This is a genomic window from Actinoplanes sp. NPDC048796 (assembly GCF_040650035.1).
Lineage (GTDB): Bacteria > Actinomycetota > Actinomycetes > Mycobacteriales > Micromonosporaceae > Actinoplanes.
In genome coordinates this window covers 176,135-188,683 of sequence record NZ_JBEZGO010000011.1, presented here as the reverse complement: position 1 = coordinate 188,683, position 12,549 = coordinate 176,135, and the positions used below count along the sequence as shown (strand labels likewise).

At 73.3% G+C, this 12,549-nt stretch carries 11 protein-coding genes; 7 read left to right on the top strand and 4 right to left on the bottom strand.

What is annotated here, in order from left to right:
- Positions 1-10 precede the first annotated feature (10 nt).
- The 3 genes from AB0C26_RS35050 (at position 11) to AB0C26_RS35040 (ending at position 4,525) form a co-directional block, all read left to right on the top strand.
- Positions 11-2,713 (top strand): BTAD domain-containing putative transcriptional regulator, encoded by a 2,703-nt coding sequence (locus tag AB0C26_RS35050; RefSeq protein ID WP_360256442.1) that lies wholly within the window; start codon positions 11-13, stop codon positions 2,711-2,713.
- 110 nt (positions 2,714-2,823) lie between these two features.
- Positions 2,824-3,537 (top strand): alpha/beta hydrolase, encoded by a 714-nt coding sequence (locus tag AB0C26_RS35045; RefSeq protein ID WP_360256440.1) that lies wholly within the window; start codon positions 2,824-2,826, stop codon positions 3,535-3,537.
- A 22-nt stretch (positions 3,538-3,559) separates the two neighbouring features.
- Positions 3,560-4,525, top strand: a complete 966-nt coding sequence (locus AB0C26_RS35040; RefSeq protein WP_360256438.1) for a WYL domain-containing protein — start codon at positions 3,560-3,562, stop codon at positions 4,523-4,525.
- Here AB0C26_RS35040 and AB0C26_RS35035 read toward each other — a convergent pair.
- Entirely contained in the window at positions 4,516-5,436 is a 921-nt protein-coding gene (locus tag AB0C26_RS35035) for an SDR family oxidoreductase (RefSeq protein ID WP_360256436.1), read from the bottom strand. The two genes, AB0C26_RS35040 and AB0C26_RS35035, sit on opposite strands and share 10 nt — an antisense overlap.
- Before the next feature lie 165 nt (positions 5,437-5,601).
- Between AB0C26_RS35035 and AB0C26_RS35030 the strand changes: the two genes are divergently transcribed.
- The 4 genes from AB0C26_RS35030 (at position 5,602) to AB0C26_RS35015 (ending at position 8,387) form a co-directional block, all read left to right on the top strand.
- On the top strand, positions 5,602-6,015 hold the full coding sequence (locus AB0C26_RS35030) for a hypothetical protein (protein ID WP_360256434.1): 414 nt from the start codon (positions 5,602-5,604) through the stop codon (positions 6,013-6,015).
- Positions 6,016-6,136: 121 nt separating this feature from the next.
- A complete protein-coding gene (locus AB0C26_RS35025) occupies positions 6,137-7,252 on the top strand; it encodes a hypothetical protein (protein WP_360256432.1) in 1,116 nt (371 codons plus the stop codon).
- A 71-nt stretch (positions 7,253-7,323) separates the two neighbouring features.
- Positions 7,324-8,028 (top strand): SDR family oxidoreductase, encoded by a 705-nt coding sequence (locus tag AB0C26_RS35020; protein ID WP_360256429.1) that lies wholly within the window; start codon positions 7,324-7,326, stop codon positions 8,026-8,028.
- Positions 8,025-8,387, top strand: a complete 363-nt coding sequence (locus AB0C26_RS35015) for an SgcJ/EcaC family oxidoreductase (RefSeq protein ID WP_360256427.1) — start codon at positions 8,025-8,027, stop codon at positions 8,385-8,387. The genes AB0C26_RS35020 and AB0C26_RS35015 overlap by 4 nt, the downstream gene beginning before the upstream one ends.
- Here the strand turns inward: AB0C26_RS35015 and AB0C26_RS35010 are convergent, their stop codons facing one another.
- Genes AB0C26_RS35010 through AB0C26_RS35000 form a run of 3 tightly spaced genes read right to left on the bottom strand, consistent with a single transcriptional unit; the run spans position 8,388 to position 12,466 of the window.
- Positions 8,388-9,848: an FAD-binding oxidoreductase gene (locus AB0C26_RS35010; protein WP_360256424.1), complete on the bottom strand. Its 1,461-nt coding sequence runs from the start codon at positions 9,846-9,848 to the stop codon at positions 8,388-8,390.
- A 51-nt stretch (positions 9,849-9,899) separates the two neighbouring features.
- Positions 9,900-10,535, bottom strand: coding sequence for a response regulator transcription factor (locus tag AB0C26_RS35005; protein WP_360256621.1), 636 nt, complete (start codon positions 10,533-10,535; stop codon positions 9,900-9,902).
- Positions 10,535-12,466, bottom strand: coding sequence for a histidine kinase (locus AB0C26_RS35000; RefSeq protein ID WP_360256422.1), 1,932 nt, complete (start codon positions 12,464-12,466; stop codon positions 10,535-10,537). Before AB0C26_RS35000 ends, AB0C26_RS35005 begins: the two co-directional genes overlap by 1 nt.
- Positions 12,467-12,549 lie beyond the last annotated feature (83 nt).

The window sequence follows — 12,549 nt, the reverse complement described above, 5'->3', positions numbered from 1 at the left end:
GGCTGGGCACATGATCAAGATCAGCGTTTTCGGGGGCCTGCGGGTGTGGCGCGCGGGCACCGAGGCCGCGCTCGGAACGGTCCGCGCCCGGACCGTGCTCGCCGTCCTGCTGGCGGCGCGCGGGGCCACTGTCGGGGTGGCCGAGCTGATCGACACGCTCTGGGGCGACCGCCCGCCGGCCAGCGCCGAGAACCAGGTCCAGCGCCTGATCGGGCAGGTCCGCCGGTTGTTCGAGCCGGACCTGCCGAACCGGGAACCGGGCGCCTGGCTCCTCCCGGTCGGCGAGGGCTACCGACTGCGGCAGGACGCCCGGACGTCGGATCTGATGGCGTTCTTCGAACTGGCCGCACAGGAGCGGATCGAACAGGCGCTGACCCTCGCCCAGGGACAGCCGTTCGCCGGGTTGCCGGCGAGCGTGCGGGAACTGCCGGCGTTCACCGCCATCGAGACCGCCCGCATCGACGTGGCCGTCCGGGCCGCCGACCCTCGGCTTCTTCCCCTGGTGAGCGCGGTCGCGGCGTCGGCGCCGTTCCACGAGCCCCTGCAGGCCCGGCTGATCCGGTTGCTGACCGCGGCCGGGCGACGGGCCGAGGCGCTCACCCGCTACGAGCAGGTACGGCAGCGGCTGGCCGAGGAGCTGGGCGCCGGCCCCGGCGCCGAGCTTCAGGCGGCGCACCGGGAAGCGCTGACCGAGCCGGACGCGCCCGACGGGTCCCGGCCGGCCCAGCTCCCGCTGCGGGTGACCGCCTTCAGCCCTCGGGCCGACCTGACCGCCGCGCTGGAGGCGGGACGCCGCACCGGCCTGATCGTGCTCAGCGGCATGGGCGGCGCCGGCAAGACCGCCCTGGCCGTCGACTGGGCGCACCGGATCGCCGGCGACTACCCCGACGGCCAGCTCTACCTCGACCTGCGCGGCTTCGCACCGGGCGAGCGCCAGCTGCGCCCGGCCGAGGCGCTGGCCACGCTGCTGATCAGCCTGGAGACCGGACCGACCGGCCGCGACGATCCGGACGCGCTGAGCGCGCGGTTCCGGTCGGCGCTGGCCGGCCGGCGCATGATCGTGCTGCTCGACAACGCCCGCGACTCGGCCCAGGTCCGGCCGCTGCTGCCCGCCTCGCCGGGCAGCCTGGTCGTGATCACCAGCCGCAACCGCATGCCCAGCCTGGTCGCGCGCGAAGGAGCCTGGCCGGTGCACGTCGGGCGGCTCAACCGCGCGGCCGCCCGGGACGTCCTCGCCCGCCGGCTGGGCGCGGCCCGGCTGGCGGCGGAACCGGCCGCAGCCGACCGGCTGGTGGACCTCTGCGCCGGCCTGCCGCTGGCGCTGTCCATCGCGGCCGCCCGGATCGCGATCAGTCCCGAGGGGAGCCTGACCGACGTCGTGGCCGACCTGGGGCTCCCCGAGCACCGGCTCGACGTGCTCGACACCGGGGAGCACGACAGCGTACGGTCGGCCTTCTCCTGGTCCTACCGCGTCCTGTCCGAGCCCGCGGCCGGGCTGTTCCGGCTGCTCGCCGTCCACCCGGACACCGATGTCTCGGCCGGCGCCGCGGCCAGCATCGCGGGCGGCGAGGTGCGGGCCGCGCTGACCGAGCTGACCGTCACCACCATGCTGACCCCGCTCGGCGCCGGCCGGTACACGGCGCACGACCTGCTCAAGGCCTACGCCGCGGAACTGGCCGACGACGGCCGGCACGACGCGGAACGCCGGCTGGTGGAGCACTACGTGCACTCGTCGCGTAACGCCTACCTGACCTTCAAGCTGCTGCCCCCGGCCGACCCTGGGCCGCCTCCGCCCGGCGTCTTCCCGTCCCGGCCGCCGGACGTGGGGGCGGCGCAGCGCTGGTACCGGGCCGAACGCGCCACCATCGCGGCCGTCACCGATCTCGCCCTGCGAAGAGGCTGGGCGCGGGACGCGGCATTGATCATGGTGTACGTCCGGCCGATGCGGTCGTCCCAGCCCGCCTCGTCGGCCGAGATCCGCCGGCAGGCGACGCGAGCGGTGGAGGCGGTGGCCGGCCTGGGCGATCCAGAGCTCGAGACACTGATCCTGCGGGAGGCGGCGGTGCAGCACAGACCGCACTCGCCCGGCCTCGCCCGCGACTACCTGCTGCGGGCACTGGCCATCGCGGAGGGCCGGGACGACCTGATCGGCCAGGCGCAGGTCCTGCGCAACCTCGCCGCGGCTCCCATCACCGTCGGCAGCGGGCAGGTGACGTACGCCGAACGCGCGGTCGAGGTCGCTCGCCGGGCCGGTGAGCCGAGCGTGCTGGTGTACGCGCTGGAGACGCTGGCGCGCCTGCTGGACGAGGACGATCAGCCGGCCGCCGCGGCCCTCGCCGCGGCCGAGGCCTTCGACCTGGCCGGCGCGGCCGGTCTGCCGGACATGCATTGCTACCTGGCCTCGTCCCGAGCCTGGATCGCGCTGAAACTCGGGAACGACGAGGAGGCGGCGCGGATGGCGCAGTGGGCGCTGGAGCACAAGGATCCCGACGATGAGCTCACCACCTGGTCGTCGGCCCTGTCCCTGGCCGTGGCGCGGCACCGCCTCGGCGAGAGCGACCGGGCCCGCGCGGCGGCCGAGCTGGTGCGCTCGCTCGTCCGGGGGCGGGAGACCGTCTTCGCCGACGCTGTCGGCCCGGTCGAATACGCCCGGGAAATGGCCCAGATCGACGACATTCTGGCTGGCCAGGGCACTGCATCCGACGTGCAGTGATCGTGCAGTGGTTCCTGGTGTGCTCGCCTGGACACACAGAGAGGAACCGAGATGGACCACTGGCTAAGCCGTCACTCCCTGCAGGACTTCCTCGAGGAGGGCCGCAGCCGATGAACCCCACCGTCGTACTCGTCCACGGCGCTTTCGCCGACGGGTCGAGCTTCGCCAAGCTCGTGCCCGAACTGCTCGACGCCGGCTTGAAGGTGCTCGTCCCGGCGGTGCCGAACCGGTCGCTGTCCGGCGACGCGGCCTACCTCAGCTCGGTGCTGCGCTCGATCGACGGGCCCGTGGTGCTGGTCGGTCACTCGTACGGCGGCGCCGTCATCACCGTCGCCGGCGCCGAGGAGAACGTCGAAGCCCTGGTCTACCTGGCCGGCTACGCCCTGGAGGAGGGCGAGAGCCTGGCCCAGCTGCAGGGCCGGTTCCCCGACTCGGAACTGGCCTCGGCGCTGGTCTACACCTCGTACCCGATCGAGGGGTCGACCGAGACCGGCACCGACGTCAGCGTCGACATCGCGAAGTTCCCGAAGATCTTCGCCCACGACATCGACCCCACGCTGGCCCAGGTCCTGGCGGTGTCGCAGCGCCCACTGGCCGCGGCCGCCTTCACCGAGCCGGCCGCCGTCGCCGCCTGGCGCACCACGCCCGCCTGGGGCGTGATCTCCTCGAGCGACAACACCATCAACCCGGACGTCGAGCGCTTCGGCTACCGGCGAGGCGGCATCCGCCCGGTGGAGATCGACTCCTCGCACGTCGTGATGATCTCGCACCCGCGCGAGGTGGCCGGCGTGATCCGCGAGGCGATCGCCGCGATCAGCCGCTGACACCGGGGCTCATCATGGAGTCATGCGCGCCGCCCGCCTGATCCGCATGGCCCTGCTCGTCCAGTCGAGTCCCGGTCTGACCGGGGCCGCGCTGGCCCGGGAGCTGGAAGTCTCCGAGCGCACGGTGATCCGCGACGCGCAGGCGCTGCAGGAGGCCGGGGTGCCGATCCGGTCCGAGCTCGGGCGCGGGGGTGGTTATCACCTCGCGCCCGGATACCGGACCCGGCTCACCACGCTGCATCCGACCGAGGCGGAGACGCTGTTCCTGTCGGGGCTGCCCACCGCGCTGCGCGATCTGGGTCTGGCCGGCGCCGCCGACGCGGCCCGGCTCAAGCTGTCGGCCACCCTGATCCCGTCGGTGCGGGCGGCCGCCGAGTCGTCGACGCGCCGCTTCCTGCTCGACGCGCCGGCCTGGTTCCGGGAGCCGTCGGCCCCGGAACTGCTGCCCGAGCTGGCCCGGGCGGTGTGGTCCGACCACACCGTCGAGCTGACCTATGCGCGGCCGGACCGCGCGACCGTGACGCGACTGCTCGAACCGTACGGTCTGGTCTTGAAAGCCGGGGTCTGGTACGTCGTGGGCCGCGTCCCGGATCGCGACGGCGCCTGGCGCACGTACCGGGTCGACCGCGTGCGGGCCACCGCCGCGGGCGAGCCCTTCGCCCGCGACCCGGCGTTCGATCTGGCCGCGCACTGGGAGGCCGGCGCGGCCGAGTTCGCCCGGGCCATGATGCGCGCGACCGTCACCCTGCGTACCACCGAGGCCGGTCTGCGGCGGGTACGCGCCGTGGCCGATCCGGCCGGGCTGGCCGCCGCGACCGGCCCGGACGAGGACGGGCTGGTCACGGTCGAGCTGCCGGTGGAGTCCGAGGAGGTCGCCTTCGGCCAGCTCGTCAGCCTGGGCGCGGCCGTCGAGGTGGTGGCCCCGGCGGGCCTGCGCGCCCGGTTCCGTGAGCACGCGCAGGCCCTGATCGAGCTGTATCAGCGGTAGTCGTCGGACGTGGCCTGCTTGCCGCCGTAGACGACGTCCTCGAAGTAGGCGATGGAGTCGGGCTGGGTGCCGTCCACATCCCGTACGTCATAGGCCTTCGCCAGCTCCCCGCTGGAAACCGACTTGCCGTTCCAGCGGGACGCCCGATCCGGGTCGGCGGCCAGCGCGGCGACCCCGCGGGCCAGATAGTGCGGTGACTCGGCGATCGCGAAATGCGGCTCCTGCCGGACGGCGTCGCGCCAGTTCTCCTCGGTCACGCCGAAGTGGGCGAGCATCTGTTCCGAGCGCAGGAAGCCGGGGGTCACGGCCACCGCCGTACCACCGAACTCCTTCAGCTCCTCCCCCAGCCCGAACGCGATCCGGATCGGCGCGTTCTTGGCGAGGTCGTAGTAAAGGTTCTCGCGGTAGCGGCGGTTGAACGAGGCAGTGCCGTCGGTGACCTCCACGTGCAGCGGGGCCGGCGAGCGCACCAGCAGCGGCAGGACGAGCGCGGCGGTGATCAGGTGCGACCGCACGCCGAGCTCGAGGATGCGCAGGCCGTCGGCGAGCGGGGTCTCCCAGCTCTTCTTGCCGAAGACCGAGCCGATCAGCAGATGCTCGCCACCCCAGAGGTCGTTGACCAGGATGTCGAGCCGGCCCTGCTCGCGGTCGATCCGTTCGGCGAGGGCCCGCACCTGAGCCTCGTCGAGATGATCGGTGGGTACGGCGATGCCGGTGCCGCCGGCCGCGGTGACCAGTTCCCCGGTCTCCTCGATGGTCTCCGTGGTCCGGCCGACCTCACTGACACGGTCGTGGGTGGTGCGGCCGGTGACGTAGACGGTGGCCCCGGCCCGGCCGAGTTCGACAGCGAGCGCCCGCCCGGCCCCACGAGTGGCCCCGGCCACGAGCGCGATCTTGTTCTTCAGGTCCATGTCTCCACGGTGACCGCCAATGGTGACAATCTCCGTCACCATTTATCCGGCATCTGTCGCTGGGGGCATGAAGCCCCAGGTCGCAGACAGATCGATGTTGCCGTCCCGGGCGCGCGGCGCTGAGCATCGACCTCGCTGGATCCCCGTTGACGAAAGGAAAGCCACATGATCACCAAGAGGCTGGCGCACCTGGCCGCCGTCATACTGACCGTCGGCGCCGGGCTCGTCGCCACCGGCACCGCGGCGCACGCCGACGTCTACGCGCTTCATGTGCAGAACGCGGCCGGCGAAGAGTGCGTCGCCGCCGTCGAGTCCCCGTCCGGCTCGTTCAACCACGCCACCTACAAGAACGCGACCGTCGGCACCAAGAGCAAGTCGTACGGGTGCGTGCTGCAGGTGTTCTGGTATTCGACCAGCAACGAGTACTTCGGGATCACCGACCGCCCCGGGGGTGACGGCACGCCCTGGACCTCCTACCGGGCCATCCACCGCATCCGGATCTGCCAGTCCGGCAATACGGCGGCGGGCTACCCGGGCCGGTGCTCGCCGTACATGTGGTGGAACGGAACTCTTCACTGAGAGCCGCCGGGGCGGCCGCTCGACCCCGGACGGCCGAACTGACGCCGACCTACCGGAGCGAGTTTCGGTAACACAATCACGAGCTTGAATGTATGGGAGCGCTCCCGTAGCGTCTTCAGGCATGATTCTCCGTCGCATCCTGGTCGTCCTGGCGCTGGTGGCGTCGTTCCTCGGAGTCGTGACCGGCCCGGCCGCCGCCGCGCCGGTCACCGACGTGGCAGCGGGTTATCTGCACACCTGCGCGATCCCGGCCGACGGCTCGCTGTCGTGCTGGGGCGGCAACGGCAGCGGCCAGCTCGGCGACGGCACCACCACCGCCCGTACCTCCCCGGTCCGGGTCGGCACCGGATGGAAAGCCGTCGACGCGGGCACCAGCCACACCTGCGGCATCCGCACCGACGACTCGCTCTGGTGCTGGGGCAGCAACCGGCGCGGCCAGGTGGGCGACGGCACCACCACCAACCGCACCGCCCCGGTGCGGGTCGGCGACGCCACGTGGTCGACGGTCAGCGCGGGCGACGCGCACACCTGCGCCGTCCGTACCGACGGATCCCTGTGGTGCTGGGGCTTCAACCGGCTCGGGCAATTGGGCACCGGCGGCTCCGACTACTACTCGACCACCCCGGTGCGGGTCGGCACGGCGAGCAACTGGGCGAGCGTCGCCACCGGCTTCGGGCACACCTGCGCGGTACGGGCGGACGGCACGCTGTGGTGCTGGGGCGACGGCAGCAGCGGCCAGCTCGGCCTCGACGCCGTCGCCTACACCACGACGCCGGCCCAGGTCGGCACGGCCACCACGTGGTCGCAGGTGACGACCGGGTATGCCTTCACCTGCGCCGTCCGCTCCGGCCAGACGCTCTGGTGCTGGGGCGAGAACGGCTACGGCCAGCTCGGCGCGAACGTCACCTTCCAGCGGACCCCGCTGCAGATCGGCTCCGGCGCCGCCTGGACGGCCGTCGACGCGAGCTTCGACACCGCCTGCGCCACCCGCGCCGACAGCACCCTGTGGTGTTGGGGCAACAACATGGCCGGCCAGATCGGCGACGGCAGCACGACCAACCGCTACACGCCCACGGCCACCGGCACCTCGGCCACCCGCGGCTTCGCCGTCGCCTACCACACGTGCGCGCCCCGCTCCGACGACAGCCTCTGGTGCTGGGGCTTCAACGTGTCCGGCCAGCTCGGCGACGGCACCACCACCAACCGCACCGCCCCGGCCCGGGTACCCCTCCCGTAGGTCACCGGCCCTCCACCGGCCAGGGTGTTCAACCGGTACGCGTGAGGGGCCACAGACCCGATAGTCGAGGCATGTCCAAGGTCGCAGTAGTAACGGGAGCCTCACAGGGAATCGGCGCCGCCACGGTCGCCGCCTACCGCAAGCTCGGCTATCGGGTCGTCGCCACCTCGCGGAGCATCGAACCGTCCGGCGACCCGGGGGTGCTCGCCGTGCCGGGCGACATCGCCGATCCGGCGGTCGGCGCCCGGGTGATCGACGCCGGCCGGGCCGAGTTCGGCCGCGTCGACACGCTGGTCAACAACGCCGGGGTCTTCGTCGCCAAGCCGTTCACGGAGTACACCGGCGAGGACTTCGACCTGGTGGTCGGGGTCAACCTGCGCGGCTTCGTCGCGATCACCCAGCGCGCGGTCGCCGCCATGCTCGAGCAGGGCGGCGGTCACGTCGTCACCATCACCACGACCCTCGCCGAACGGTCCACCGCCGGCGCGCCGGCGGCCCTGGCCCCGCTGACCAAGGGCGGCCTCAACTCCGCGACCAAGGCCCTGGCCATCGAGTACGCGGCCCGGGGCATCCGCTTCAACGCGGTCTCCCCCGGCGTCGTCAAGACCGGCATGCACCCGCCCGAGACGTACGACGCCCTGGCCGGCCTGCATCCGATCGGCCGGATGGGCGAGATCGGCGACGTCACCGACGCCATCCTCTACCTGGAGAACGCCTCCTTCGTCACCGGCGAGATCCTGCACGTCGACGGCGGCCAGAGCGCTGGTGGACGATGACCGAGATCGCGCTTCGCGGCCTCCTCGACGCCTGGCGGGACGCGGTCGACCGGCACCTTCCGGACCGGGTCGCCGCGCTGTTCACCGACGACGCCGTCTTTCAGGGCCTGCATCCGTACAGCGTGGGCCCGGCCGGCGTGCGGGAGTACTACGCCGGGCAGCCGATGGGGATGGCCGTCACTTACGACGTCCTGCAGGACCGCATGCTCGCCGACGACGTGGTGCTGGGCTTCGCGGCGGTCGAGTTCACGTTCGCCCCGGGCAGCCGGCCGCCGCTTCCGCTCACCCTCACCGTCGTCGCCCGCCGCTCCGGTGAGACGTGGCGGATCGCCCACTACCACGTCTCGCCGCGGATATAGCTACGCGCGCAGGACCGACTGCTGGAAGTCGAACACGCGGGCCGGGTCGTACTTGCGGATCACCTGGCGCAGGCGGGGCAGGTTGGTGCCGTAGTAGGCGCTCGCCCAGTCCTTCTGGCCCGGGTTCAGATAATTGACGTACGAGCCGTGGCCGACGATCGGGGCCAGCGCCTGCTGCACCGCGAGCACAGCCGGGCCGTTGGCCGCGTTGCCGCTGTAGACCTGCACCGAGGCGTGCGCGTCGCGGTGGACGAACGCGGTGTCGGCGGCCCTGATCCGGCCGACCTGGCCGCGCAGGGAGTCGAAGAGCAGGACCATGCCCTTCTGCTTGCGCATCAGGGCGACCACCCGGTCGGCGATGGAGGCGGTGACCGTACGGTCGAGCATGCGCGACGCGGCCCGGAAGGCCTCCTGGCCGGGGGTGTGGCAGACGGCGACGGTCTTGGACAGGCACCCGGCGAAGTACTTCATCGCGGTCAGGTAGTTGTAGGTGTGCACCGTCCGCGAGGTGGGACTCGCGCCGACCGCGCTGATCAGCGCGGTCAGGTGCCGGGTCAGCGCCGACGCCGAGCCGGTCCAGGCGCCGGTCACCCGGTTGGCCGGGGTGCTCGCGGCGGTGACCGCGCACAGCGAGGTGAGCTGGTCGGGGGCCGCGTCCATCCACTGCGACCAGGCGCGCAGCACCCGGGACGTGCGGGCGGCCGGGAAGCGCAGCGTGAAGACCGTGACCGTGGGCGCCGGCACGGTGCCGAAGGTGAAGCTGGTGACGATGCCGCCGTTGCCGCCTCCGCCGCCGCGCAGCGCCCAGAGCAGGTCGGCGTCGTGGTTGCCGTCGACCGTGTGCACGGCGCCGTCAGCGGTGACGACGGTGGCCGCCCGCAAGTGGTCGCAGGTGAGGCCGTACGTCCGGGCGACCACGCCGATGCCGCCGCCGAGGGTGCTGCCGGCCACGCCGACCGTCGGGCAGGAGCCGGCCGGCAGCGCCCGGCCGTGTGCGGCCAGCGCCGAGTAGAGGTCGATGAGCCGCACCCCGGCGCCGACCACGGCCGTGCCGTCGCCCCGGATCGTGATGCCCTTGAGGGCGGAGAGGTCGACGACGACGCCGTTGTTCGGCGTGGAGAAGCCGGCGTAGCTGTGCCCGCCGGCGCGGGCGGCGAGCGGGACGCCGTGCCCGCGCACCCGCCGCACGCAGGTCCGCACGTCGTCGACGCCGGCCACCTTGGCGATCGCGGCCGGCCGGCGGACACCCAGGGCACTGTTGTACGGCCGGGCCGCCACCGCGTAACCGGCGTCGCCGGGCCGCAGCAGCGGACCCTTGAGGGCGCGCTTGAGCCCGGCGTAGTCGACCGTGGAGGTGGCCGCGGCGACCGGCTCACCGAGCAGGGCCGCGCTCGCGGCCGCCGCGCCGGCCGCCGCCGTCAGACCGAGAAACCGCCGCCGCCCCATCGAAAACTCGTTCATGTACCGGACGCTACGGACCGGCGGTCCCCGTTACGTCCCACATTCGCGCCATCACGCGCGGAGGAACTTCAGGACCGCCAGGACGCGGCGGTGTTCGCGCTCGTGCTGGACCAGGCCGAGCTTGGTGAAGATCGAGGTGACGTACGCCTCGACGGTCTTGGCGGCCAGATGGAGGTCGGCCGCGACGGCCGCGTTGGACAGGCCCTGCGCCATCAGGGCCAGCACCGCCCGTTCGCGGCCGGTCAGCGTGGTCAGCGGATCGCGCTCGCGGCGGCGGGCGACCAGGCGGGCCACCAGGTCGGCGTCGACGACGGTCTGGCCGTGCGCCACCTTCCGCAGGTCGGCCCCGAACGCGGCCAGGTCGGAGACACGGTCCTTGAGCAGGTAACCCACGCCGCCGTCGAAGTCGGTCATCAGCCGCAGCGCGTGGTGGGCCTCCACGTACTGCGACAGCAGCATCAGCCCGACCTCCGGCGCCTCCCGGCGGATGGCCGCCGCCGTGTCGATGCCCTCGGCCGAGAAGCCCGGCGGCATCCGCAGGTCGATCACGGTGACGTCGGGCGGGTCGGCGCGCACCAGGCCGAGCAGCTCGGCGCCGTCGCGGGCCTGCCCGGTCACGGTGAACCCGACGTCGGTGAGGATGCGGGCCAGCCCCTCCCGGAACAGCACCGCGTCGTCGGCCAGCATCACCCGCACGGGATCACCGTCCGCAACCGGGTGCCGGCCGGGCCGCTCTCGACCGTCAGCCGGGCGTCGAGGGTGGCCAGCCGGTCGGCCAGCCCCTCCAACCCGCTGCCGGCCCGCACCACAGCCGCGCCTTCGCCGTCGTCGCACACCTCGACGAGCAGGCCCGCGCCGTCCAGGGTGACCTCGACCGTCACGGTCGCGGCGCCGGAATGCCGGGCGGCGTTGGTCAGCCCCTCGCTGACGACGAAGTACGCCGTGGCCTCGACCTCGGCCGGCAGCCGCCGCGGCACCGCCAGGCTCAGCCGCACCGGCAGAGCAGACCGGTCGGCCAGGAACCCGACGGCGGCCTCGAGCCCGTCCTGGGTGAGCACGGCCGGATGCAGCCCCCGCGCCATCTCACGCAGCTCGGCCGTGGCCTCGAGCAATTGCCGCCGTACGCCGTCGGCCCGCTCCGCCACCTCGGCCGCGCCCGACGTCGTGGCCAGCCGCACCACCGCGCCGAGCTCCATCGCCACGGTCACCAGCCGTTGCTGGGCGCCGTCGTGCAGATCCCGCTCCAGCCGCCGCCGGGCCGCGTCACCGGCCGCGACCAGGCGCTGGGCGGTCGCCCGGAGCTCCAGGACCAGACCGGCCTGCGCGGCCAGGTCGCCGAGCACGCGCTGCTCCGCGACCGACATGGTCTCGCCGGGCGCTCTGGTCACGGTGAGAGCCCCCTGAAACCGGCCGTCGTGCACCACCGGCGCAACGGCCGGCCCGCCCGGTGTGCCGGGCTCGTCCGGCGGGTTGTGCTCGCCCGGCAGTGGGGTCCCGGGTGGCCAGATCGCCACGGCACGCAGGTCGTCGGCCGGGCCGGTCCAGAGCACCACTTCCCGGGCGCCGACAGCGTCGGCCACGGTGGCGCAGATGCCGTCGAGCAGGCCGCCGGCCGGCGCCGTCAAGTGGGCCGACAGCCGGGACAGGGCCTCGTACGGCGTGGTCCGCCGCCCGTAGACCAGTCGGTCGGCCAGCCGTTGCACACGTTCGCGCACCGGCTGGAACGCGACCGCCACGACACCCGTGGCCACCAGCGACAGCAGCGTGCCGTGCCCGTCGACGAGGCGGCCCGCGCCGACGACGATGACGGCGTAGCCCACTGTCACCACGGCCGCCATCGCGCCGACGACCAGCGACTTGTTGATGACGGGGTCGATGTCGTAGAGGCGGTGGCGCAGGATCGCCGCACCGGCCGCCACGGCCAACAGCGGCGCCGTCAGCGTGCCGGGCAGCGGCGACCGCCACACCGCCAGGCCGGCCACCATCACGGCGGCCGACACCGTCGCCGCGTACAGGAACCAGCGCAGCTGCCGGGCCTCGTCGCCGCGCGCCCGCCGCACCCGCACCACCACGCAGGCGACCCACACCAGTTGAAACAGCAGATAGCCGGCCGGTCGGGCGACACTGTAGAAGGCGTCCGCCGCCGGGAATCCGGCCAGACGGAACGGAGGACCGGCGACCAGGCCCACCCGGGCGTACTCGACCGGCCACAGTGCCGAGACGGCCGAGAGGACGAAACCGACAGCGGCCAGGACGGCGACGACCGGCCGCCAGCCCGGCGACGGGAGACGACCGGCCGGGAAGCACATCACGGCGGCGCCGACCAGCACGAGCACCAGCGGAAGCGGCCAGATCCCGAACCAGCCGATCCAGGAGGCGCCCGGCAGCGGCCCGGCGTGCAGTCCGTACTGCCGTCCGGCGAACATCACCGCGTGGGCGGCGCCGACCGCGACGAACAGCAGGGCCTCCCGGTGGCCCGGGCGGCGGCCGGCCACGTAGAGCCCGACCGCGGTGAACGACACGGCGATCAGCCCGTTGTGGAGGTTGCCGGGGTGCGGCCCGAGCGCGAACCCGCCGGCCACCAGCACGATGGCCGCCGCGCCCACACCCCGGATCACTTCCGTATCGTGGCAGACCCGGGCCGTCTGGGGACCAGGGCTAACCCTGCCGAATGAGCAGGGCCGGCCCCGATGTGCCGCGC